General features: G+C 53.8%; 20 protein-coding genes. 13 read left to right on the forward strand and 7 right to left on the reverse strand.

Annotation, left to right across the window (positions count from 1 at the left end; all coding sequences use genetic code 11):
- Positions 1 to 76 precede the first annotated feature (76 nt).
- Entirely contained in the window at positions 77 to 898 is an 822-nt protein-coding gene (locus AD930_RS02915; RefSeq protein WP_061505051.1) for a nuclease-related domain-containing protein, read from the forward strand.
- An 11-nt stretch (positions 899 to 909) separates the two neighbouring features.
- On the opposite strand, the gene nac is transcribed toward AD930_RS02915, so the two are convergent.
- The gene (gene nac, locus AD930_RS02920; RefSeq protein ID WP_061505052.1) at positions 910 to 1,851 is read right to left on the reverse strand and encodes a nitrogen assimilation transcriptional regulator NAC; all 942 of its coding nucleotides are present in this window, start codon (positions 1,849 to 1,851) and stop codon (positions 910 to 912) included.
- A gap of 378 nt (positions 1,852 to 2,229) precedes the next feature.
- Between nac and AD930_RS02925 the strand changes: the two genes are divergently transcribed.
- Positions 2,230 to 3,432: a pyridoxal phosphate-dependent aminotransferase gene (locus AD930_RS02925; protein ID WP_061505053.1), complete on the forward strand. Its 1,203-nt coding sequence runs from the start codon at positions 2,230 to 2,232 to the stop codon at positions 3,430 to 3,432.
- A gap of 108 nt (positions 3,433 to 3,540) precedes the next feature.
- Here the strand turns inward: AD930_RS02925 and AD930_RS02930 are convergent, their stop codons facing one another.
- The 4 genes from AD930_RS02930 to AD930_RS02945 are packed head-to-tail and all read right to left on the reverse strand — an operon-like array spanning position 3,541 to position 6,585.
- Positions 3,541 to 4,008, reverse strand: a complete 468-nt coding sequence (locus AD930_RS02930) for an acetyl-CoA carboxylase biotin carboxyl carrier protein (RefSeq protein WP_208598555.1) — start codon at positions 4,006 to 4,008, stop codon at positions 3,541 to 3,543.
- Complete coding sequence (gene accC / locus AD930_RS02935; protein ID WP_061505054.1) at positions 4,008 to 5,375, reverse strand: acetyl-CoA carboxylase biotin carboxylase subunit; 1,368 nt, start codon at positions 5,373 to 5,375, stop codon at positions 4,008 to 4,010. The genes AD930_RS02930 and accC overlap by 1 nt, the downstream gene beginning before the upstream one ends.
- The gene (locus tag AD930_RS02940) at positions 5,372 to 5,827 is read right to left on the reverse strand and encodes an acetyl-CoA carboxylase biotin carboxyl carrier protein (protein ID WP_061505055.1); all 456 of its coding nucleotides are present in this window, start codon (positions 5,825 to 5,827) and stop codon (positions 5,372 to 5,374) included. The genes accC and AD930_RS02940 overlap by 4 nt, the downstream gene beginning before the upstream one ends.
- A gap of 5 nt (positions 5,828 to 5,832) precedes the next feature.
- Positions 5,833 to 6,585 (reverse strand): SDR family oxidoreductase, encoded by a 753-nt coding sequence (locus AD930_RS02945; RefSeq protein WP_061505056.1) that lies wholly within the window; start codon positions 6,583 to 6,585, stop codon positions 5,833 to 5,835.
- Positions 6,586 to 6,883: 298 nt separating this feature from the next.
- Between AD930_RS02945 and pxpB the strand changes: the two genes are divergently transcribed.
- The 7 genes from pxpB to AD930_RS02980 all read left to right on the forward strand — a co-directional run bounded on the left by pxpB (position 6,884) and on the right by AD930_RS02980 (position 16,025).
- The gene (pxpB, locus tag AD930_RS02950) at positions 6,884 to 7,585 is read left to right on the forward strand and encodes a 5-oxoprolinase subunit PxpB (RefSeq protein WP_061505057.1); all 702 of its coding nucleotides are present in this window, start codon (positions 6,884 to 6,886) and stop codon (positions 7,583 to 7,585) included.
- Positions 7,582 to 8,589: a 5-oxoprolinase subunit C family protein gene (locus tag AD930_RS02955; protein ID WP_061505058.1), complete on the forward strand. Its 1,008-nt coding sequence runs from the start codon at positions 7,582 to 7,584 to the stop codon at positions 8,587 to 8,589. Before pxpB ends, AD930_RS02955 begins: the two co-directional genes overlap by 4 nt.
- Positions 8,586 to 9,344 (forward strand): LamB/YcsF family protein, encoded by a 759-nt coding sequence (locus tag AD930_RS02960; RefSeq protein ID WP_061505059.1) that lies wholly within the window; start codon positions 8,586 to 8,588, stop codon positions 9,342 to 9,344. Before AD930_RS02955 ends, AD930_RS02960 begins: the two co-directional genes overlap by 4 nt.
- A gap of 43 nt (positions 9,345 to 9,387) precedes the next feature.
- Positions 9,388 to 10,302, forward strand: a complete 915-nt coding sequence (locus tag AD930_RS02965) for a DMT family transporter (protein WP_061505088.1) — start codon at positions 9,388 to 9,390, stop codon at positions 10,300 to 10,302.
- 125 nt (positions 10,303 to 10,427) lie between these two features.
- On the forward strand, positions 10,428 to 11,648 hold the full coding sequence (locus tag AD930_RS02970) for an MFS transporter (protein WP_061505060.1): 1,221 nt from the start codon (positions 10,428 to 10,430) through the stop codon (positions 11,646 to 11,648).
- A gap of 307 nt (positions 11,649 to 11,955) precedes the next feature.
- Positions 11,956 to 14,430 carry a TonB-dependent receptor plug domain-containing protein gene (locus tag AD930_RS02975; protein ID WP_061505061.1) on the forward strand — a complete coding sequence of 825 codons (2,475 nt, stop codon included), beginning with the start codon at positions 11,956 to 11,958 and terminating at the stop codon, positions 14,428 to 14,430.
- Positions 14,431 to 14,564: 134 nt separating this feature from the next.
- On the forward strand, positions 14,565 to 16,025 hold the full coding sequence (locus tag AD930_RS02980) for an aspartate ammonia-lyase (protein ID WP_061505062.1): 1,461 nt from the start codon (positions 14,565 to 14,567) through the stop codon (positions 16,023 to 16,025).
- Positions 16,026 to 16,027: 2 nt separating this feature from the next.
- On the opposite strand, the gene AD930_RS02985 is transcribed toward AD930_RS02980, so the two are convergent.
- Positions 16,028 to 16,483 (reverse strand): ribosomal maturation YjgA family protein, encoded by a 456-nt coding sequence (locus AD930_RS02985; protein ID WP_167375131.1) that lies wholly within the window; start codon positions 16,481 to 16,483, stop codon positions 16,028 to 16,030.
- A 111-nt stretch (positions 16,484 to 16,594) separates the two neighbouring features.
- On the opposite strand from AD930_RS02985, the gene AD930_RS02990 reads away from it, so the two are divergent.
- From AD930_RS02990 to AD930_RS03005, 4 genes are all read left to right on the forward strand, one after another.
- Entirely contained in the window at positions 16,595 to 16,987 is a 393-nt protein-coding gene (locus tag AD930_RS02990) for a hypothetical protein (RefSeq protein WP_043551166.1), read from the forward strand.
- A gap of 75 nt (positions 16,988 to 17,062) precedes the next feature.
- Complete coding sequence (locus AD930_RS02995; protein WP_061505064.1) at positions 17,063 to 18,826, forward strand: copper resistance system multicopper oxidase; 1,764 nt, start codon at positions 17,063 to 17,065, stop codon at positions 18,824 to 18,826.
- Complete coding sequence (locus AD930_RS03000; protein ID WP_208598556.1) at positions 18,823 to 19,638, forward strand: copper resistance protein B; 816 nt, start codon at positions 18,823 to 18,825, stop codon at positions 19,636 to 19,638. The genes AD930_RS02995 and AD930_RS03000 overlap by 4 nt, the downstream gene beginning before the upstream one ends.
- Before the next feature lie 30 nt (positions 19,639 to 19,668).
- Positions 19,669 to 19,980, forward strand: a complete 312-nt coding sequence (locus AD930_RS03005) for a hypothetical protein (protein WP_061505066.1) — start codon at positions 19,669 to 19,671, stop codon at positions 19,978 to 19,980.
- Between the two features lie 22 nt (positions 19,981 to 20,002).
- On the opposite strand, the gene AD930_RS03010 is transcribed toward AD930_RS03005, so the two are convergent.
- Positions 20,003 to 20,347 (reverse strand): metal-sensitive transcriptional regulator, encoded by a 345-nt coding sequence (locus AD930_RS03010; RefSeq protein ID WP_061500950.1) that lies wholly within the window; start codon positions 20,345 to 20,347, stop codon positions 20,003 to 20,005.
- Positions 20,348 to 20,415 lie beyond the last annotated feature (68 nt).

Below are 20,415 nucleotides of genomic sequence, written 5' to 3' on the forward strand. Positions count from 1 at the left end.
GGTCATGCTCTAAAGCTAGGCTTGAGTTGCCGATAATATGAAAATTCAGACTTGAAACGAGTGTCTTGTGTACCCTTTGCTCGCTCTGATTGTTGCAGCCTTTATTTGTTATTCTTATTTCTGGTCCATCCTTGAATGGGGACTAATTGGCGGGGTCGTTTATGGCCTCTATCGGTTTGTCACAATGCTGGTGGCATCCCAGGATCGGCAAGCTCCAAGACCTCATTCTTCTTTTAGACCTTCAGCCTTCCAGGCCGAGAGTGATGACCCTCTGCCGACACTTACGGATGACGCGCCGTCTCCTGATGCCGTCATTGAAGAAGTTGATGACGCCCTCGAAAATGAAGCAGCTTTAAAAATTGGAAAAGAGGGAGAGCTTCGCGTTGATCGCATTTTGAATCGGGTGGCTATGGATCATCTGACAGATGTCTATCTGGAAGATGAGCGTGGCCTGACACAGATCGATCATATTGCAAAAATGCCATGGGGACTGGTGGTGGTTGAAACCAAAACCTATGGCGGTTTTATTTCAGGCACTCGAAACTATCAGGAATGGAAGCAAAGCTTTCGTCTGGTTGGGAGTGATAAATATTATCTATTCCAAAATCCAGTTTGCCAGAATTTTCGACATCTTGCTGCCGTCAGATATGTTACCGGCTTAAATGACCATGTTTCTTCTATGGTTGTGTTTGCAGGCTCAGCCCGCACAAGTCGACGTGTGCATAATCAAATTGTCCGAATCAAACATCTGAAAACAGCACTGCGCCAGCGTCCCACAACGGATTATCTTCCAGACAGGAACCGCGATGCAGCGTGGGATGCCTTGAAGCGGCATGCCTATGCCAACAGCGGACGGGCAGCAGAACATCTTGAACAGCTTAAAAGACGCTCACAGTAATTCTGAAGCTCTCAGGTATCCATAATTTTGGTGCCGGGCCAGTTTTGTGAGGCAACCATACTTTTCGCCAGTTCAATAAGAATTTCTCGCACGGCCAGTCCCGCTTCTGTTTCCGGAATGCTTTCCGGAACACACAGAGAAACGTCTTCCTGAATAACGGGGCTGCACAGCTCGCACACCCGCGATTTGCCGGGCACGATAATCTTGCTGGCCACGGACCATGGCAGAATTGTACAGCCGATCCCTGCCGCGACAGCGTCCTGAAGGGTCAGCAGGGCTTCAACTTCCGCAACAATATTGGGCGTAATCTGCTTTCGGGCAAAAGCCATGTTGATGCGTTTGCGGACAAAATTATAGTCAGGCGGCAGGAGTAAAGGCACTTCAGTCAGATCAGACAATTTGACTGGCGATGAGAGATTCTCTGCAAAAGGCGCCTCTTCCGGCACAACCAAAAAGAAATCTTCCTTCATCAGCGGTGTAAAATGCACACCTTTAATAGGGCCTGCCCCATGGATGACAGCCATATCCAAGCGGCCAGTCATGACCATCTCACTATAGATATCGTCAAAACTCTCGGTGAGATGGAGCGTAATGCCAGGTAACCTGGCACGCACTTCCTTGAGGAGTGCTAGTGAGAGGGTAGATCCGGAAGAATATGGAGAAAGCCCAACAGACACCTTGCCGACAAGCGGCCCCCCACCATTGCTGATCTCCGTCATAGCGCGATCAAGCTGTTTGATGATGGTCTGAGAATGGCGATAGAGCTCCAGCCCGGCGGCCGTAGGGGTTACACCCATCTTGCTGCGGATCAACAGCTTCTGTTTGAAGGCTGTTTCCAGCGAGGCAAGCTGCTGGCTCAGGGCGGGTTGTGCAATATTCAGGATATCGGCCGCGCGGGAAATGCTTCCGATATCAATGATTTTTACGAACGCTTGTAACCGCCGAATATCCACGTTGCTTTCTCCATGCGCCGTATTGAATCAGATTCCTAACGAAATTGTTATGGTTCGTCAATAAATGTAAAGTTATTGTTCTGTAAATATGGCTTAACAGAACAAATATAGTAATAAATAAATCTATATAAATAAAATAAATATAATAAAAACCAAAAATTATCTGTTATTTTTTATAAATCACTTGTTCGGAGTCCGTTTGAGTGCGTCTCTTCCTATAAGAAATGCATTATTTCCTGTCATAGAATTCTTGTATGGGGGTAGATGCTTTTCAATGCTATCTCCTGCATGGGCGTTAGGCATAAATTCATTTCATATCGATAATTCACTGACTTCTCTCTCGGGGTGCCAGAGCGGAGTTTTCGGAGTGCGTGTGTGATGCCTGGTTTAGCGGATCGACTTAACGGAATTTCCATTTCTGCCTCTGCAGCAATGACGGACAAAGCAACAGCGCTGAAGGCCGAAGGTATTCGGGTCATTAGCCTCTCTTCCGGTGAGCCAGATTTTCCGACGCCCCCGCATGTTGTGGAAGCAGCAGTTGAAGCGGCACGTGCAGGGGATACAAAATATCCGCCGCAGGCTGGCAAGCCCGCACTCAAGAAGGCCGTCCGCAATAAGTTCCTGCGGGAAAATAATCTGGATTATGCGCTGGATGAGATCCTGGTTGCCAATGGCGGCAAGCAGATTATTTTTGATGCGATCATGGCCACCTGTAATGCGGGTGATGAGGTTGTGCTGCCCACGCCATACTGGATCAGCTACGCCGATCAGGCGCGTCTGGCAGGGGCCAGTGTGGTTCAGGTTCCCTGTAAGGAAGAAAACGGGTTTCGTCTGCTTGCAGACGATCTCGATGCCGCCATTACAGAGCGCACCAAATGGGTCATTCTGAACTTTCCGAACAATCCATCCGGCACCTGCTGCCCGCGTGCAGATATGGAAGCTATTGCAGCCGTTCTGCTCAAACATCCAAATGTTTGGATTATGACAGATGATATCTATGAACATCTGGTTTATGACGGCTTTGAGTTCTGCACGATTGCGCAGGTTGAACCGCGCCTGAAAGGCCGTGTTCTGACGGTTAATGGTGTCTCCAAAGCCTATGCCATGACAGGCTGGCGCGTTGGATATGGTGGCGGCCCTAAAAAGCTGATTGCCGCCATGAACAACATGCAGGGGCAGTCCACCAGCGGCATTAATACGCTAGCGCAGGCCGCCGCTGTTGCTGCTCTGGAAGGCCCGCAGGATTTCCTGAAAGACCGTGCGCGGGAGTATCAGACCCGGCGTGATCTGGTAGTTGGTCTGCTGAACGCCATTCCGGGTATTCGTTGCCACAAGCCGCAGGGCGCTTTTTATGTTTATGCAGATATCAGTGCCTGCATGAATAAGGTTTCCGTAGGTGGGAAAACCATTGCAGCAGACACGGATTTTGTCATGGGTCTTCTGGAAGAGCAGCAGGTGGCTACCGTGCAGGGAACAGCCTATGGCATGAGCCCATTCTTCCGTGTTTCTTACGCGACAGATGTTGAAACCCTGCGCGAAGGATGTGAGCGGATTGCCAGATTTGTGGCAGGCTTGAAGTAAAAGAAACATACAATCCGGCAAGTCTTTCAAGGTTTGCCGGATAATGAAAAACCCCGCTTTGAACAGGCGGGGTTTTCTTATGGCTGCTTTATGAAAAGCGTTTGTTAATCAGGCAGGCTGAAGCGTCAGAACTGTCTGACCATAGCCAATCAGATCACCCTCTTTTGCTATAAACTGCGCCACGGTGCCGTTTTGTGGCGCTGTAATAGGAACCGTCAGTTCCCCAATTTGCAGCATAGCAACGGTATCTTCTGCCTGCACCGAGCTGCCTTCCGGTGCAAACTCTTTCTTTGTAACAGGGTTGCACAGCAGCACATTCCCAAAATACGGAGCCTTTACCGGAATGTCGGTGGAAGGTGCTTTTTCCGGATGCGGCAGTGCAGAGGGAGACACATGCACAGCGGAAGAAGCCGCAGAAGGCTCATAGTCACCAACGCTGATACGCAGACGGGTGCCATGGGCATTAGACAGCTCAAGGCTGCTCAGGCCCGCGTCCTTAAGCCATTGGCTGATCTGCACAACCTCTTCTGAATTCGGAAGAGTTTCAAAATTCGGGACAGATAAAGGCATATTCATCAGGACTGTTCCCTTTTTGCCAGCCAATGCTCCAGATGGTGAATATCCACGCCACCTTCCACAAATCCGGGATCAGACAAGAGCGCCTGATGGAGCGGAATGTTGGTCAGGATGGTTTCAACCTGCAGTTCAGCAAGGGCCACTTTAAGGCGGCGAATAGCCTCGTCGCGCGTTGACCCCCGTGCAATGACTTTGGCAATCAGGGAGTCATAATACGGCTGTACAGCGCTCCCTGCGACAATATGCGTATCCAGACGGATGCCTGCCCCGCCGGGTACATCCCAGCGGCTGACACGGCCCGGAGAGGGCGCGAAGGAGAATGGGTCTTCCGCGTTAATCCGGCATTCAATGGCATGACCTGTGGTGTGAATAGCGCTTTGCTCGATATCCAGTGGTTTGCCTTGTGCAATTTCAATCTGTGCACAGACAATATCAATACCGGTGGTTTCTTCCGTAATCGGATGCTCAACCTGCAGGCGCGTGTTCATTTCAATGAAGGCGAAAATGCCGTCTTCATACAGGAACTCAAACGTACCAGCACCGCGATAGCCAATATTGCGGCAGGCCTGAGCGCAACTTGCCCCGATTTCTGCAATCAGTTCGGGCGGGATGCCGGGCGGTGGCGCTTCTTCCAGCACTTTCTGGTGCCGCCGCTGCAATGAGCAGTCACGCGCGCCCAGCCAGAGAGCCTTGCCATGGGTATCGCACAGCACCTGAATTTCAATATGTCTGGGCTTCTGCATGAAGCGTTCCAGATACAGCGTCGGATTCCCGAAGGCTTGCTGGGCTTCCTTGCGGGTCAGCGCAACAGCCTTGATCAGATCGTCAGCTGACCAGACTACCCGCATCCCACGACCACCACCACCACCAGAGGCTTTGACAATGACCGGGAAGCCAACCGCAGTAGCCAGCTCCAGAATAGCCTGCTCGTTGTCTGGCAGGGGGCCATCTGAACCGGGCACACACGGCACGCCGGACGCCTGCATGGTTTGCTTGGCGGTAATCTTGTCGCCCATCAGCCGGATGGATTCAGGCGTCGGACCGATGAAGGTGATTCCGGCTTTTTCAACAACTTCCGCAAAGTCGGCATTTTCCGACAAAAAGCCATAGCCGGGGTGAATTGCCGTTGCCCCCGTAACCTTGGCGGCCAGAATAATGGCGTCGGCATCCAGATAGCTGCGGGCAGCAGAGGCCGGACCAATGCACAGTGCAACGTCTGCTTCCAGAACGTGGCGGCTCTGGGCATCCGCTTCGGAATAGACAGCAACCGTTTCCAGCCCGAGTTGGCGGCAGGCGCGTTGAATGCGCAGGGCGATCTCGCCCCGGTTGGCAATCAGGACGCGCCCGAAAGGGTGGACCGCGCTCATGACAGACGTATCAGATGCTGATCGGCCTCAACTTCACTGCCATCGGTCGCCAGTATGACCTCAACACGGCCAGCAACCTCGGTTTTGACCGGGGTGAAAACTTTCATGGCTTCTATCAGACCTATCTGCTGTCCGACGCTCAGAGTGTCTCCTACCGCCACAAAAGGTGGGGCATCCGGGGAAGGAGACAGGTGGAGGGTGCCATACATGGGGGCGGTCACAACACGCTCTGCCTGCGGGGGGAGCGCAGGCGTTGGAGCGGGGCTAGATGGGGTTTGCCCGGCAGACGGTTCTACCGATGCGGAAGGGCGGCTGGGAGCAGGGGGCGCTGATACGGCACCCTGTTCTGAACGCGTGATTTTAAGAGTCTGGCCGCCTTCCGAAATCTCAAGCTCACGGAGCGGAGCACGGCCAAACAGGTCTATCAGCGCTTTGAGAGCTTGAGTGTCCATAGCTGTCAGGATTTAGCCGGTTTCTTTGCAAAGTTCAGACCACCCACAACCTGCATGGTGGGTAGTACTTCCATGAAGCTGACATTCATGCGCTGTGGTGCAGTGATGGCAAAAGCGATGGAGTTTGCAAGATCTTCCGGAAGCAGGGAGTCGTATTCATCAAAGAAGCGACGCTGAGCTTCTTCCATGTTGCCAATCAGGCGGCCGAAGACTTCCGTCTGCACGCGGGCCGGGGAGATTTCCGTTACGCGGATGTTCTTGCCGAACAGGTCACATCGGAGCTGCTGAGAAAGAGAATGCACGCCAGCCTTGGTGGCGTGATAAACGGTGTTGCCACCGGCAAACGCGTAATGGCCGGCAATGGACGTGATGTTGACGATATGGCCGCGATCCCGTGCAATCATGCCCGGCAGAGCCAGACGCGTTAGCTGCAGGACGGCGCGCAGGTTGATGTCCACCAGTCCGTCAATATCTTCTTCCGTGGTGTTGGTGATGTTACCCGTGCGGGACTGACCGGCATTGTTGATGAGAATATCAATCTCATGCTCTTTGAAGATCGCGCCCATGGCGTCCAGATCGGCCACGCTGGCGGCGTGCACAATGCAGCCGGTTTCTGCGGCCAGTTTGTCCAGGCGTTCCTTGTCACGGGCCACGGCATGCACTTCCAGCCCCAGTTCCCGCAGGCGACGGACGGTCGCGGCACCAATGCCAGAGGAGGCGCCTGTAACAAGTGCTGTGCTGTAAGGCTGTGTCGTCATGATATGAAATATCCTGATGTCTATGGACTGGAACTGCCCTGCTGTGCAGGCCAGACTTCAATAAGTCATTTCACTTTAGAGACGGAAAATTCCATTGACCAAGATCAGTTCCGTCTTGCGTCATAAGATTATCCAATGTCTCCGCGTGGCGTGGTGGTCATAAGATTATTGTATGTCATCACAGGCAGATAATGTTGGCGGGGGTTCGCTCTCTGACCGTATCGTTACGGACGCAATATAGAACACCTTACAGGATGTTATTTGGTGGCTGCCATTTTACACTATTGTTCCGACGCGCATGACTGAAACCATCACTACGCTGAAGGTAGATCAGTTTGCTGGTTCCGTAGAGGTGCCCACCATCAGCATGATCGGCACGCGGGCCATGCTGTTTGAAGCACCCGGCGCGTTTACGCTGGCCTGCCAGCGGCGGATCTGGGCGCTAATGGATGCCTGTTCCGAGCGTCCGGATATTGCGGAAGTCATGCCGGGTGTCACTAATCTGATGTTGATTTTCTCCATCCCGCCGGAAAATCCGGAGACAGTGGCGTGCTGGCTGCGTAAGGCATGGGAGACGCTGCCCGAGAAGCACATCAAGGGGCGCCTGTTTGAAGTGGCAGTATGCTATGGCGGTGAGCTTGGGTCTGACCTGCCGCGCGTTGCCGAGCATTGCGGCATGTCGCCTCAGGAAGTCATCACGCTGCATCAGGCACCCCTTTATACAGTGTGTGCGCTGGGGAGCGTGCCGGGGTTTGGCTATCTGCACGGGCTGGACCCGCGTTTGGAAACCCCGCGTAAATCTGTCCCATCCTTAAAAATGCTTGCAGGCACAGTTACGATTGGTGGACCGCAGGCCGGGATTTCTGCGCTGACAGGCCCGAATGGCTGGAACTCCATCGGTTTTAGCGACCTGGTGATGTTCGACCCGGAACGCGAGCCGGCCGCCTTGTTCGAAGTGGGTGACCAGATTCGCTTTTATGCCGAAAGTATTGACGTGTGATTACAGTTCTTGAAACCGGCGTACTGAACAGTGTGCAGGATGCGGGCCGTTTTGGGTATCGCCATCTGGGTGTGAGCACGTCCGGCGTAATGGACCCATTGGCACTGCGTTGCGGCAATATTTTGCTGGGCAATGCGCCGGATGCCGCCTGTATTGAAGTGCAGACCTTTCCTTTCAAGGTTCGGTTCGACAAGGCTGTCAGCTTTGTTGTCACCGGCGGAGAAGGGACGATCAAACTTGGGGAGCGGGCGCTTCAACCATGGTCAGTCGCTACGGCGCAGGCGGGGGACGTTCTGACACTCGACCGCCCTTCTGTCGGCGCGCGGATGTATCTGTGTGTTTGTGGCGGAATTGATTTGCCGGTTGTGCTCGGCTCTCGCAGCACGCAGTTGCGCGGGGGCTTTGGAGGTTATCTCGGGCGCCCGCTGCAGGCGGACGATCAGCTTGCGGGCGTTGGTGGTTGTGTGCCGGACGGCTTCGGGGCGGTTCCTCACTTGCGCGCACTTCCCGCAGCCAGTGCCGAGGAAAAAGAAAAGACCGTGATCCTGCGGGCTATTCCGGCAACGGACCATTTCCTGTTCACGGAAGAAGCACGTGCCCATTTCTGGTCCGCCTCCTGGCAGATTACAGCGCAAAGCAACCGGCTTGGTTACCGTCTGAAAGGCGGGGCTTTAAAGCTGACGCATCCTGTCGAGTTGCGTTCTTACGGGGTTATTCCGGGAATTATTCAGGTCCCACCGGCAGGCGAGCCGATTGTGCAGATGGCGGACGCCAATACAGCCGGGGGTTACCCGCGCATTGCTACTGTGATCGAAGCTGATTTGTGGCGTCTTGCGCAGGCGCGCATTGGCAGTTTTGTGCAATTGCAGTGCTGTGACCACGCAGAAGGTTTGCAGGCCATGCGGAATGAAGAGGCTTATTTGCAGGCCCTTCAGGATAATGCAGCCCTTTACAGAAAATCTTTTATGCGCAGGGATGCCGGTCAGGCCGGTAAAAAATCATGAAGATTGATTTGAATGCCGATATTGGCGAGGGCTTTGGTCGCTGGATGATTGCGGATGATGCCGCGCTAATGGACGTGATTTCATCGGCCAATATTGCCTGTGGCTTCCATGCGGGTGACCATCTGATTATGGACCGCGTTGTGCGGGCCGCCAAAGAGCGTGGTGTGAGCATTGGGGCCCACCCGGGCCTGCCTGACCGGATGGGGTTTGGCCGCCGGACCATGGTTGTCAGCGCTGAAGAAATGGAAGCCATGCTGGCCTACCAGATTGGTGCGCTTAAAGGGGTTGCCGCACGGCATGGCGTAAGGGTAGGCCATGTCAGCTATCATGCCGCATTCGGCACAATGGCCAATGCGGACCAGGACCTGGCAGACCGTCTTGCACGCGTCATTGCGCAGATTGATCCTGATCTGGTGATGCTGGCCATGGAAGGGCAGCCGATTGATCTGGCAGCCAGAAAAGCCGGTTTGCGGGTGCGTTCTCTTTTTCTGGCGGATCGTGCCTATCAGGCTAACGGGGCGTTGGTGCCGCGCGGGTTGGAGGGGGCAGTGATTCATGATCTGGATAAAGTCAAGGAACGCGTAGAGAAGTTTCTTGAAACCGGAAATGTGATTACAATTGAGGGTAAGTCTCTACCCATTCATTCCCGCTCTATCCTTGTGCATAGCGATACACCCGGCTCCGACAAGCTGGCGCAGGCTATCGCCTCGCAGATTGCTGCGATGGGTGGTGAGATTGCGGCGGCTGAAGGGTAAAAGGCTTTGAGAAGACCGGGGCAGAAAAAGAACGATAATGACCATGCAACATAACCTTGCGCGTGGTGCGTATCTGCTGGCTCTGGCCACACTTTTTACCGCTCTTCTCAATGCCCTTCAGAAAATTACCGGGTCAACACTCTCTGTTGTTGAAATCGTCTTTTTCAGAAACCTGTTTTCTCTGCCCTTTGTCGTGGTGATTGCGCTGCGGGGCGGCCTTGTGCTGAAGACCAACCACTTTGGCGGCCATGTCATCCGCTCCGTTGTCGGGTTGATCAGCATGATTATGACGGTTGTTGCTGTCACACATCTCCCGTTAGCAGAACAGCAGGTTTTATCTTACACGCAGCCGCTTTTTCTCATCCTTCTGTCGATTCCGCTCATGCATGAGCGTCCGTCCGTTCAGCGTTGGGTTGCGGTGGCCGTCGGATTTGTGGGGGTTGTTGTTGTGGCAACCGGCAAAGGACTTCTGGGCGACAGTCATGGCACCGTTCCCACATGGGCTTATGCCGTTGCTCTGGCGCAAGGGGCAGTCGGTGCTTTGACAACCATGCAGATCCGCCAGCTTTCCGCGACGGAAAAAAGCACAACGATTGCCATGTGGCAGGCTATTTTGATGACGGCAGCCACCGCTGCAGCCTTGCCGTTTGTCTGGCATATGCCAACACGCGCAGACTTACTCTGCCTTATTGCCGTTGGCGCGTTTGCCGGGATTGCACAGGTTTTGCAGACAGAAGCCTTTGCTTCTGCTCAGGTTTCCGCCATTGGCCCGTTTGCTTATTGCGGTCTGGTCTGGGCAGCACTCATTGGCTGGCTGGGTTTTGGGGAAGTTCCCGGTGTAGCCATGTTTGTGGGTGGTTTGCTGATTATTGGCTCTGGTCTCTGGATGCTGCGGCATGAAAGACCGGCAAAGCAAAAAACAATTTTAGAATCAGAATCTTCCTCAGGAACACCTTAAAAAATCCGTAAAAAAGCACCGAAGGTATGGTGTAATCGTAATGTTCCGTTATCGTAAAAAAGACTGATGGGTTGTGTGAGGCCGGGGTGCCTTTCAAGGCAGAAGGTTTGAAGGGTAATCAAGCGATGAACAAGAACGCAGACTCATCACGATACGTATTTTTTGGCATGATTTTCCTAATGTATGTCATCAGTTACGGGGACCGTGCGGCTCTTTCCATTTCTCTGCCTGACCTTGGCCGTGAATTTTCCCTTTCGTCTGTTCAGATGGGGTGGGTCTCTTCCAGTTTTCTCTGGTCTTATTTTGTGTTGAACCTGCCATCGACCATTCTTCTGGATAGCGTCGGCGCGCGCCTTGTGGGTAGTCTGGCGGTTTCCGTCTGGTCCTGCGCGATGATTCTGGGTGGCATGACACGCAATGTGACGCAATTTATTTTAACGCGCATGCTGCTGGGCGTGGGGGAAGCTCCCACATTTGGTGTGGGTGCAACCATTGTTCGCAACTGGGCCAAACCGCAGGAGCGCGGCACCGTCATGACGGTGCTGTTGACAGGTATGCAGATCGGGCTTGCCGGCGGTACGATTGCCGGAGCCTACCTGATTGCAAAAGTGGGTTGGCGGTTTGAATTTATGGCGCTGGGTGTTGTGGGCCTGATTTGGGCGCTTGCCTGGTGGCTGCTTTATAGGAATCCAGAAAAGTCAGACACGCAGGGGCGTGTTCGCCCTATTCGCGTTTCAGAGGTGCTGTCTCTGTTCCGCTCTTCCACATTTTGCGGCATTCTGGTTGTGCAGTGCACACAGAATTTTCTGAACTTTCTCCTGATGTCCTGGGTGCCGTTCTATCTGATTCATGAATTACACCTGAATGTTCTGGGGTCCGGAAGTGGCACGGCAGGGTGTTATGTGCTGGGTGCTATCGGGGCGGTGTTTTTGGGGCGCGTGGCAGAGTATTTTGTTTTTCGCAAAAATGCTGACCCAAGCCATCGGCGCTTTATTGTCGCGTTTTGTATTATCGGGAGCGCGATGATTGGCTTTCTTCCGTTCTTTCATGAAGAAATGCCGATTCTGGCTGTATTGTCCCTCTCACTTTGTTGCCTGATTGCGGCGAACGGAGCGAATACCGCCATGCTTGCAGATATGTTGCAGGACGGCCAGAAAATCGGATCAGTTACCGGGGTAACGCTGACATTTAGTAATGCCCTTGGCCTTACGGCTCCGATTCTGACGGGCTATATCGTTGCCTGGACAGGGAATTTCAACATGGCGTGGTACCTGTGCGCTGTTGCTCTGATTGTTGCTGGCCTGATTTCCCTCATGACCGTGCGTAAGCCGATTGTTATGGAATGATTTTGTGAAACTGTTTTCCTCTAAGCGCTGACCAAGAATGGTAATAGAAAGAGGCTGATCTGTGGTGCTGTCTGTCATATATAGGTTTTAATTGAGTTTTTTAGAAATGAACCCCCCGCAGGGCCATTGATGGTTGTGCAGGGGATTTTTTTTATGTCGCAAAGAAGAAGTTATATTTTTAAACCAGCCAGAAAATTCCTTCAGGAAGCAACATATCAATATTCAGTATGACGCCAAAACATAACGGAAACGTATCATAGGGAAACCAGATAAGTTTCTTAATCCTACCGGATTTCAGGGTGATGCGATGGCCAGAATATCGAAATTTGAATTGTCACTCGTCGCGAGTGTGGCGTTCGGTGCTCTTGTTCCGGCAGGAAGTGGGTTTGCAGCAAGTGCAGCATCACCGACAGGAAAGCCACAGAAAGTTTTTGTGAAAAAGACAAAAGTAACTTCTGTAAAAGCAGCCCCCACACGTGCGCGTTCAAAGCCCACTTCTATGAGGGGTGGTGAAGAATCCATCGAGGTCGGTGGTCATTCTGGCAGTTCCGTATTTTCGCCTACTACGCCTAAGCACAGCACCACGCAGGTGACTGTTGTGACGGGTGCTGAACTTTTGAAAACTGGCCAGACAAACGTTCTCTCTGCTCTGGCACAGGCCAATCCGGCTATTACGACGGCGGCTCTTCCGGGCGGTGGCGCAAGCTCCTTTGTGCAGACCATGCAGCTGCGTGGTCAGTCCCCGGATGATACGCTGATTCTTGTTAACGGCCATCGTCGCCATATCGGCGCGAATTTTAATTCAAACTCTGGCACCAACTGGGGGAGTGAACCGGCTGATATTTCCCTTATTCCGGTTTCCGCTATTGATCATATTGAAGTTGTGACAGAAGGGGCTTCTGCTCTGTATGGACAGGACGCCATTGCAGGTGCCGTGAATATTGTGCTGAAGCATGATACACATGGTGGCACAATCAATTTTAAAAATAGCGGCTACTACGCAGGGGATGGTCAGGCTCTGGATGGTTCTGCCAATTACGGTATGGCTCTGGGCCGGAATGGCGGCTACCTTGACCTTGCTGCTCAGGTTTCCCATCAGCTGCCCACAACGCGTGGTGGAGATTTTTACGGCAGACTATTTGATGATTCCAGAAATGAAACAGCCAACCGCAATGTTCAGCGTGGCTTAGGAATCCCCAAATCCACGCTGGAAACCATCAGCGAGAACATGTCTGTTCCCATGGCGCGTGGCTTTAATTTTTACAGCACGTCCACCTTCTCTCATCGTCGTGCGAACGTGCCGGAAACCTACCGTGCGAACACCAGCTCGGATGAGTGGATCAATCCCGATCTGTATCCCGATGGCAACCAGCCTTACATTGCCATGGATCAGCTTGATTTTGAGACCGATAACGGCATCAAGGCACGCAAGTTTGGTTTTGCGTGGGATGCTTACGTGACCTACGCGCGTGACAAACAGAATTACAGCACCACGAATTCTGAAAACGTTTCTATTCCCGGTAGCACGCAAACGTCCTTTTATGATGGTGCATCTATTGCCACGCAGTTGACGGCTGGTTTGCGTGGGTCTCGTTCATTCCGTCCGGACTGGGCACCCAAGCCGATCAACCTGCGGTTTGGTGGTGAATATCGCCACGATACCTTCCAGATGGTTGAAGGTGAGGCATCGTCCTGGAGTGGTATGGGGGCGACTGACCATCCGGGTAACGTCCCGATGGCCGCAACGTACCAGAACCGTGATGTGTATGAAGGCAACGTCAATCTCGATTTCTATGTCACCAAGAAGTGGGAATGGACGCTGGGTGGTCGCGTAGGCAGCTATAATAATATTGCCACTGTTGAAACCGGCTCTGTTGGTACTCGCTATAACTTCAACAAACGCTGGGCTATTCGCGCCAATATCAATACGGGTTATCGTCCGCCTACGCTGGGTGCGCTGTCTTATTTCTATTCAGCACCGTATCCCGGTTATACGGTTGACCAGATTCCGGCCAGCAGCGCTATTGCCAAATATCTTGGTGCAGGCAGCATGAAGGGCCAATATTCACGCAGCTATTCAATCGGTTTTGATGCAACCCCGGTTGATGATTTCCATGTAACGGGGAACCTGTATTATATTGCCATTAACGGCAGAATGGGCAGCACCAAAACCTATTCGGTCAACCAGAATGACTCTGAGCTTCTGGAACTGCTGAAAAATGCAAATCTGGAAAGTGCAACATCGCTTTCTTATTATGCAAACCTGTATAACACGCAGACATTTGGTGGGGACTTCAGCGCCGATTATACGCTGCATACGGCAAAGCTTGGTCAGTTCCGATTTGCGATGGGGATAAACTTCTCGGATAACGAAATCCGGTCTGCAAAATCTGATCTGGTGAATGAATACACCAAGATGATGGTTCTGCATTCCGCTCCGAAAAACCGTGAACAGATCAGCATGAACTGGACGCGCGGGAAGTGGTCTGCTTCCGTGCAGGAACTGCGTTATGGGTCCATTGTCTATATGGCAGCGCCCACCGGGGCGGGGGCTGTGCCGTTCCAGCAGAATCCGGGCTTCATCACCAATCTGGAAGTAGATTATAAAATTCTGCCACGTTGGACTGTTGGTGTGGGTGCCAATAACGTTGGGAACAAGCACCCGACGCGTGTGCCGCACTCTATTGCCAATACGCAGCAGGGTTTGGCTAAATATGCGTCCTATTCTCCTTATGGGTTTAGCGGTGGCATGTATTACGTCAAAACCTCTTTGGATTTTTAACGCCGCTAAGTGTTCCATGATGGTGCACACGCTAGATTTAAGGGTATGAGCGCTGCCGCAGATCGGTTCACCAGAATAGGGTGACAGGTCTGCGGCAGTTTTTTTGAGAAAATCCGGGCGGAAAGGGTGGCCTGATGTCTTGTGAAAAAAGTGTCGATCCGAAGGTGGACAAAGACCAGCGGACTGAACAGGATAGTCTTGGAGCCTATGTCCTGCCGCGTCATGCGCGGTGGGGGGTGCATACTGCGCGCGCCATAGATAATTTTCCGGTCACAGGAACACCGATAGGAAAATTTCCGGATCTCATTAAAGCACTTGTTCTGGTTAAACAGGCTGGGGCTTCAGCCAATCATCAGTTGGGCTATCTGTCGCCAGAAAAGGCTGCGATGATTGAAAAGGCCTGTCAGGAAATCACTCAGAATTTTCCTCAATATTTAAGTGATTTTAAAGTTGATGTTCTGCAGGGCGGGGCCGGAACCTCGACTAACATGAACGCCAATGAGGTGGTGGCCAATGTCGGGCTTCTAAGTTCAGGCCTTGAGGCCGGCCAGTATGACAGTCTGCATCCCAATGACGATGTGAACATGTCTCAGTCCACTAATGACGTGTATCCGACTGCCATAAAAGTTTCCGTCTGTTTTGCCTTGCGGTCTTTCCTGCCTTCTTTGAAACAGCTGGTGAATGCGTTTGAGGAAAAAGCGGACGAGTTCAAATCTGTCCTGAAAATAGGCCGTACGCAGTTACAGGATGCGGTCCCGATGACGCTGGGGCAGGAGTTCAAGGCCTATGCTGGCACTTTGCGGAAGGAAATTGCCGCTGTTGAAGGTGTGGTGCCACAGCTTTCTGAAATCAATCTGGGTGGCACGGCGATTGGGACGGGGATTAACTGTGACCCACGATATGGCGCTCTGGTGACGGCCCATTTGTCTGACCTGTGTGGCTTTCCGCTAAAGCAGGCTGAGAATCTGATTGAAGCAACGTCGGATGTTGGGGCGTTTGTGACCTGCTCCAGTGTTCTGAAGCGGCTGGCTATCAAGATTTCCAAAATTGCGAATGATCTGCGCCTGCTGTCCAGCGGCCCGCGGGCCGGGTTGGGGGAAATTGTTCTGCCTGCTGCTCAGGCCGGCTCTTCCATCATGCCGGGTAAGATTAATCCGGTTATTCCGGAAATGGTCAATCAGGTGGCTTTTATGGTGATCGGGCATGATGAGACCGTCTCTTTCTGTGCGGAAGGCGGGCAACTCCAGCTGAATGCGTTTGAACCCGCCATGGGCTACTGCATTCTGGACTCTATCCAGATGATGAAGAACGCCTTCGACGTCCTGGCTGAAAAATGCGTGCGCGGTATTCATGCCAATAAGGAGCGCTGTCTGGAGCAGGTGCAGAACAGCATTGGCATTATTACCGCCTTTGTGCCGGTGCTGGGGTATGAGCTGTGCGCGTCCATCGCCAAACAGGCTCTGGCTGAAAACCGACTGGTGGCCGATGTGCTGAAGGAGCGTGTGCCGATGTCACCCGAACTGCTGGCGGATCTTCTGAAGCCGGAAGCCATGACGGCCCCATTGCGCAAACAGAAAAGCATACAGGCTAGCTAATTTTACAATGCAGGTGGCGGTGTGGTGTTGCGGGGCGTCCGCCTCTCCCAGCACCCTGCACCGTATGCAGTGGCGAGGATGGCCAGCGCATAGACCCCGATATTAGTCAGAGCAAAGTGATGCCCAAGGAGAAAGCTGCCAAGGGCGTTGCTCCGAAAATGGTCAAGAGCTGGAGTATGGAGGCATTTCAGCCCCTCACTCATGCTGGCCAGCACAAGAGCGAGCAGCGCATTGCGCACAGGGTGCCGTGAGCTGAAGAGCAAAGTGACAGCACACCACATCATCATCCTCCACAGCCATGAATCGCTCCATTTGGTCACAAAAAATGGCAGGCCCAACGGGAGCTTGCGCACAGCAACACCAGCGAGGATGACGCCAACCATAAGCAGATTGATGCGTATCCTTGCGGAGACTTGCCTTGATGGCGTGCGTCTGTTGTGGGGAGAAGGGGCCGTCACGCTGAGAACCGGTTGCCTGCTACTCTGGAGAAAAGGCCTTTCGTTTATTCCCCCCATGGGTATAAAATAGCAATACGTTTGCGTTCTCGCGTCTGAGCACAGGAGCCCTGAATGGTCAGGACACAGGCCCGGATATGGATTGGTCTGCTAGCCTGCCTGCTGATGCAGGTGGGGCTGCTGGCGGGCATTTCCCCCGCACAGGCCCAGAGAGAAGCGCAGGCGCATCACGTCATGATGCATCATATGGCAGCGTCCTGCTCCGAAGCCGACGCGATGGATGGGCGGTGCATGATGACGCACCCGGACACCCACACCATGCCGCATGGTGATAAATGCTGCCATGTTCATGTTGCCGCGACAGATATTCCCGCCCCGGCAGAAGCGTTGTATCCGGTTCTGCGCCCAATGGTAAAAGCGCAGTCTTTCTGCATGTCTGCCCAAACGGCGTTTGCCGGGGCTGACTGGCTGCCCCCCCTGCGTCCCCCCAGAATTCTGAACAGCTAGGCGCTGACAGGCGTCCTCCGTCCTGTTTCCTGCCGGAAAACGGGGTGTTGCGTGTGACTGTTTGGATTTTTCAGAATGTTTTCTTCGTCCCGTTTGCGGGGCGGCCTGACACGTCGTCGGTTTGTGACGGGGATGGGGGCTGGCGGCCTGATGGCAGCCCTTCCACACCCCGCGCGCTCTGCGACTGCCGCATTGCCTGCCGGGCTTATCCCGGCAGAGCCTTCGGCGACGTGGGATCTGCGTGTTGGCCGCACCCATATTGAAATTGACCGCAAGGCTCTAAACGCCCCCTGCGTTGGCGGCACGGTGCCCGGCCCTGTGCTGCGCTGGCGGCAGGGGGATACGGTGGTGGTGAACGTGACCAACACGCTCAGGCATGAGGATACGTCCATTCACTGGCATGGTATTCGTCTGCCATCGGATATGGACGGCGTGCCGGGTCTGAGTTTTACCGGTATCAAACCGGGTGAGACATTCACCTATCGCTTCCGCCTGCATCAAAGTGGCACATATTGGTACCATAGCCATTCCGGCATGCAGGAAGCGCAGGGTCTTTACGGGGCGGTGGTGATTGACCCCATCCATCCGGACCCTAATGCCTGTGAGCGGGACTACGTGATTCTGCTGTCCGAATGGACGGATGTATCCCCCATGGACATGATTAACAACCTGAAGATGCAGGATGACTATTACGTTTTCCGCCAGCGGACGGCAGCCTCTTTCCCGAAGGAGGCACGCGAGGCGGGCAGTGCTATGGCGGCCCTGAAGGACCGGCTGGCCTGGTCCCGCATGCGTATGGCAGCGACGGATATCTCGGATGTGACCGGGGTTATCTACACTTACCTGATGAACGGTCACGCCCCGGATATCAACTGGAATGGCTTGTTCCGCCCCGGTGAGCGGGTGCGTCTGCGGTTTATCAACGGGTCCTCCATGACCTTTTTTGATATCCGTATTCCCGGTCTGGAAATGCTGGTTGTGCAGGCGGACGGGAATGATGTTGAGCCAGTGCCCGTCGATGAATTTCGCATAGGCGTGGCGGAAACCTACGATGTGATCGTGCAGCCGAAGGAGGACCGCGCCTACACCATTTTTGCCCAGAGCGAGGACAGAACGGGATATGCTCGCGGCACACTGGCTCCGCGTGCTGGCATGGCTGGCCCGGTGCCCCCGATGGACCCGCGCCCTGTCCGCACCATGATCGACATGGGGATGGGGAACATGAAGCCCGGCGAAAGTATGAAAGACATGCAGATGCCGGGCGGGGATATGCCCGGCATGGATATGAGTCATATGCACCATACCATGCCGCCACTTGAGGTGGATGATCCCGGTCCGCCGCCCATCAATGTTGAAAACCAGAATGTGGCGATGATGCCGGTTGACCGGCTGGGCAGTCCGGGTGACGGACTGGAGCAGAATGGTCGGCGCGTGCTGAACTACAAACAGTTGCGGGCCACCAGACCGGGTGCGGACCCGCGGCCTCCGTCGCGTGAAATCATCCTGCATCTGACGGGCAATATGGAGCGGTATATCTGGGGTTTTAACGGTCGGAAGTTTTCAGAATCCGGTCCGATCCGTTTGAAAAAAGGCGAGCGCGTCCGCTTTACGCTGATTAACGACACCATGATGGAACACCCCATCCACCTGCATGGATTATGGAGTGAACTGGAAAACGGGCAGGGGGACTATCGGCCCTATAAACACACGCTTATTTCCCAGCCGGGGTCCCGGATGAGCTATCTGGTCACGGCGGATGTGCCCGGGGTGTGGGCCTATCATTGCCACCTGATGCTCCATATGGATCTGGGCATGTTTCGCACGGTGATTGTGGAATGAAGCACCGTGTTTTGATGGGGGCGTGTCTGGTCGCGCAGGCGCTGGCCGTGCCTATAGGACAGGCGGCGGATAACGCCACGTCTGCTGCTGCGTCCAATATTTCCGGCACGCGCTACCATGCGGCAGATGCCCCGTCTGCCACGCCTGTTGTGTATCTGGGCAATATCAATCCGGTCATGGATCAGGAGAGCTATTTCCACGGCATCATGAATGAACTTGAAGGGCGTTATGCACCCGGCGGGACGGATTTTCGCTGGGATGGTGAGGCCTGGTACGGCTCTGACTACAACAAGGTCTGGCTAAAAACCGAAGGCACGCTTGAGCGAGGCCGCCTGCATGATGGTGACCACGAACTGCTTTATAGCCGCTCCATCTCCCCCTATTTCAACCTTCAGGGGGGTGTGCGCGCGGATATTGATGACGGCCCGACACGCACATGGGGCGCGTTCGGGGTTCAGGGGCTGGCGCTGTATCAGTTTGAAGTACAGGCCACGGCTTATGTCAGTGATCGTGGGCGTTTTGCCGCTCGGCTGGAAGGCTCTTACGATTTTCTGCTGACCAATCGCCTTATTCTTCAGCCGCAGGCCGAGTTCAATCTCTACACAAAGTCAGACGCCGGGAGGCAGGTGGGGGCGGGTTTGTCGGATGTCGATGCCGGTTTACGCCTGCGCTATGAGCTCTGGCGGAAGTTCGCGCCCTACGTTGCAGTGACTTATTCCGGATATCTCACGCAAGCGCGCCGGATTGTGCATGACCAGGGCGGCGAGACCGGCACGGTGCGTTTCACAATGGGGATTCGGAGCTGGTTCTGAATTTTTCTTATTATAAAAAGGATATAATCAATGCGGTCTTCTTTTATTGCCATTGCAACTCTTTTTTTTGTCGGTGTTGCGCACGCTGAACCGATGCAGATGGCACCGGGGCAGAGCATGGGGGATATGAAGAAAACAGCCCCCAAACAGCCAGCTTCGCACGATATGGAAAATATGAGCATGGAACAGCAGATGGCTGTGTGCAGCAAGATTGAAACACTGCAAAAGCAGGGCAAGGTGCTGACTGCGGCCATGAAGGAGCAGAAAGCCGTTTGCGACAAAATGAACGGCAGCATGAGCATGCCTGCGCAGCCTGCACCGGATGCCACGCTGGAACGCTAAACCAGCAGAGTGGGGAAGGGGCTTACCGGATCATTTTGCGCACAACGCGCAGCAGTTCCGCAATGGCTTCTTCTCCACCATCTTCCTGCACGGCCTTGCGCACACAGCCATTGGCATGGGTTGAAAGAATTTCGGTCGCAACACCATCCAGCGCGGACTTCACGGCAGAAATCTGCATCAGGATGTCCACACAATAGCGGTCCTGTTCCACCATGTTCAGCACACCGCCAACCTGACCTTCAATACGGCGCAGCCGGTTGATCAGAGCTTTTTTATGGGGTTGCTGCACGCGTTTGTCGGCAGTTCCTTCGCTCTCACATGTGTCACATTTTGCCGGGGCGGTTGTGGCCCGGGGTTGCGTTGCCATGGTGTCCCCTTTCTCTCTGTGGCGCCTTCCTAGCAGGTCATCTCTTATCCCGCTATCCGTAGGCCCAT

Source organism: Acetobacter malorum (genome assembly GCF_001580615.1).
Classification (GTDB): Bacteria; Pseudomonadota; Alphaproteobacteria; order Acetobacterales; family Acetobacteraceae; genus Acetobacter; species Acetobacter malorum.

What these genes read in the sequence shown, in the direction of transcription:
- AD930_RS02980 (WP_061505062.1), top strand. Translation starts at nt 14,565, where the DNA reads ATGTCTTGTGAAAAAAGTGTCGATCCGAAGGTGGACAAAGACCAGCGG.
- pxpB (WP_061505057.1), top strand. Translation starts at nt 6,884, where the DNA reads ATGACTGAAACCATCACTACGCTGAAGGTAGATCAGTTTGCTGGTTCC.
- AD930_RS02965 (WP_061505088.1), top strand. Translation starts at nt 9,388, where the DNA reads ATGCAACATAACCTTGCGCGTGGTGCGTATCTGCTGGCTCTGGCCACA.
- AD930_RS03005 (WP_061505066.1), top strand. Translation starts at nt 19,669, where the DNA reads ATGCGGTCTTCTTTTATTGCCATTGCAACTCTTTTTTTTGTCGGTGTT.
- AD930_RS02970 (WP_061505060.1), top strand. Translation starts at nt 10,428, where the DNA reads ATGAACAAGAACGCAGACTCATCACGATACGTATTTTTTGGCATGATT.
- AD930_RS02940 (WP_061505055.1), bottom strand. Translation starts at nt 5,827, where the DNA reads ATGGACACTCAAGCTCTCAAAGCGCTGATAGACCTGTTTGGCCGTGCT.
- AD930_RS02960 (WP_061505059.1), top strand. Translation starts at nt 8,586, where the DNA reads ATGAAGATTGATTTGAATGCCGATATTGGCGAGGGCTTTGGTCGCTGG.
- AD930_RS02995 (WP_061505064.1), top strand. Translation starts at nt 17,063, where the DNA reads ATGTTTTCTTCGTCCCGTTTGCGGGGCGGCCTGACACGTCGTCGGTTT.
- AD930_RS02945 (WP_061505056.1), bottom strand. Translation starts at nt 6,585, where the DNA reads ATGACGACACAGCCTTACAGCACAGCACTTGTTACAGGCGCCTCCTCT.
- AD930_RS03010 (WP_061500950.1), bottom strand. Translation starts at nt 20,347, where the DNA reads ATGGCAACGCAACCCCGGGCCACAACCGCCCCGGCAAAATGTGACACA.
- AD930_RS02925 (WP_061505053.1), top strand. Translation starts at nt 2,230, where the DNA reads ATGCCTGGTTTAGCGGATCGACTTAACGGAATTTCCATTTCTGCCTCT.
- AD930_RS03000 (WP_208598556.1), top strand. Translation starts at nt 18,823, where the DNA reads ATGAAGCACCGTGTTTTGATGGGGGCGTGTCTGGTCGCGCAGGCGCTG.
- AD930_RS02930 (WP_208598555.1), bottom strand. Translation starts at nt 4,008, where the DNA reads ATGAATATGCCTTTATCTGTCCCGAATTTTGAAACTCTTCCGAATTCA.
- AD930_RS02990 (WP_043551166.1), top strand. Translation starts at nt 16,595, where the DNA reads ATGGTCAGGACACAGGCCCGGATATGGATTGGTCTGCTAGCCTGCCTG.
- accC (WP_061505054.1), bottom strand. Translation starts at nt 5,375, where the DNA reads ATGAGCGCGGTCCACCCTTTCGGGCGCGTCCTGATTGCCAACCGGGGC.
- AD930_RS02975 (WP_061505061.1), top strand. Translation starts at nt 11,956, where the DNA reads ATGGCCAGAATATCGAAATTTGAATTGTCACTCGTCGCGAGTGTGGCG.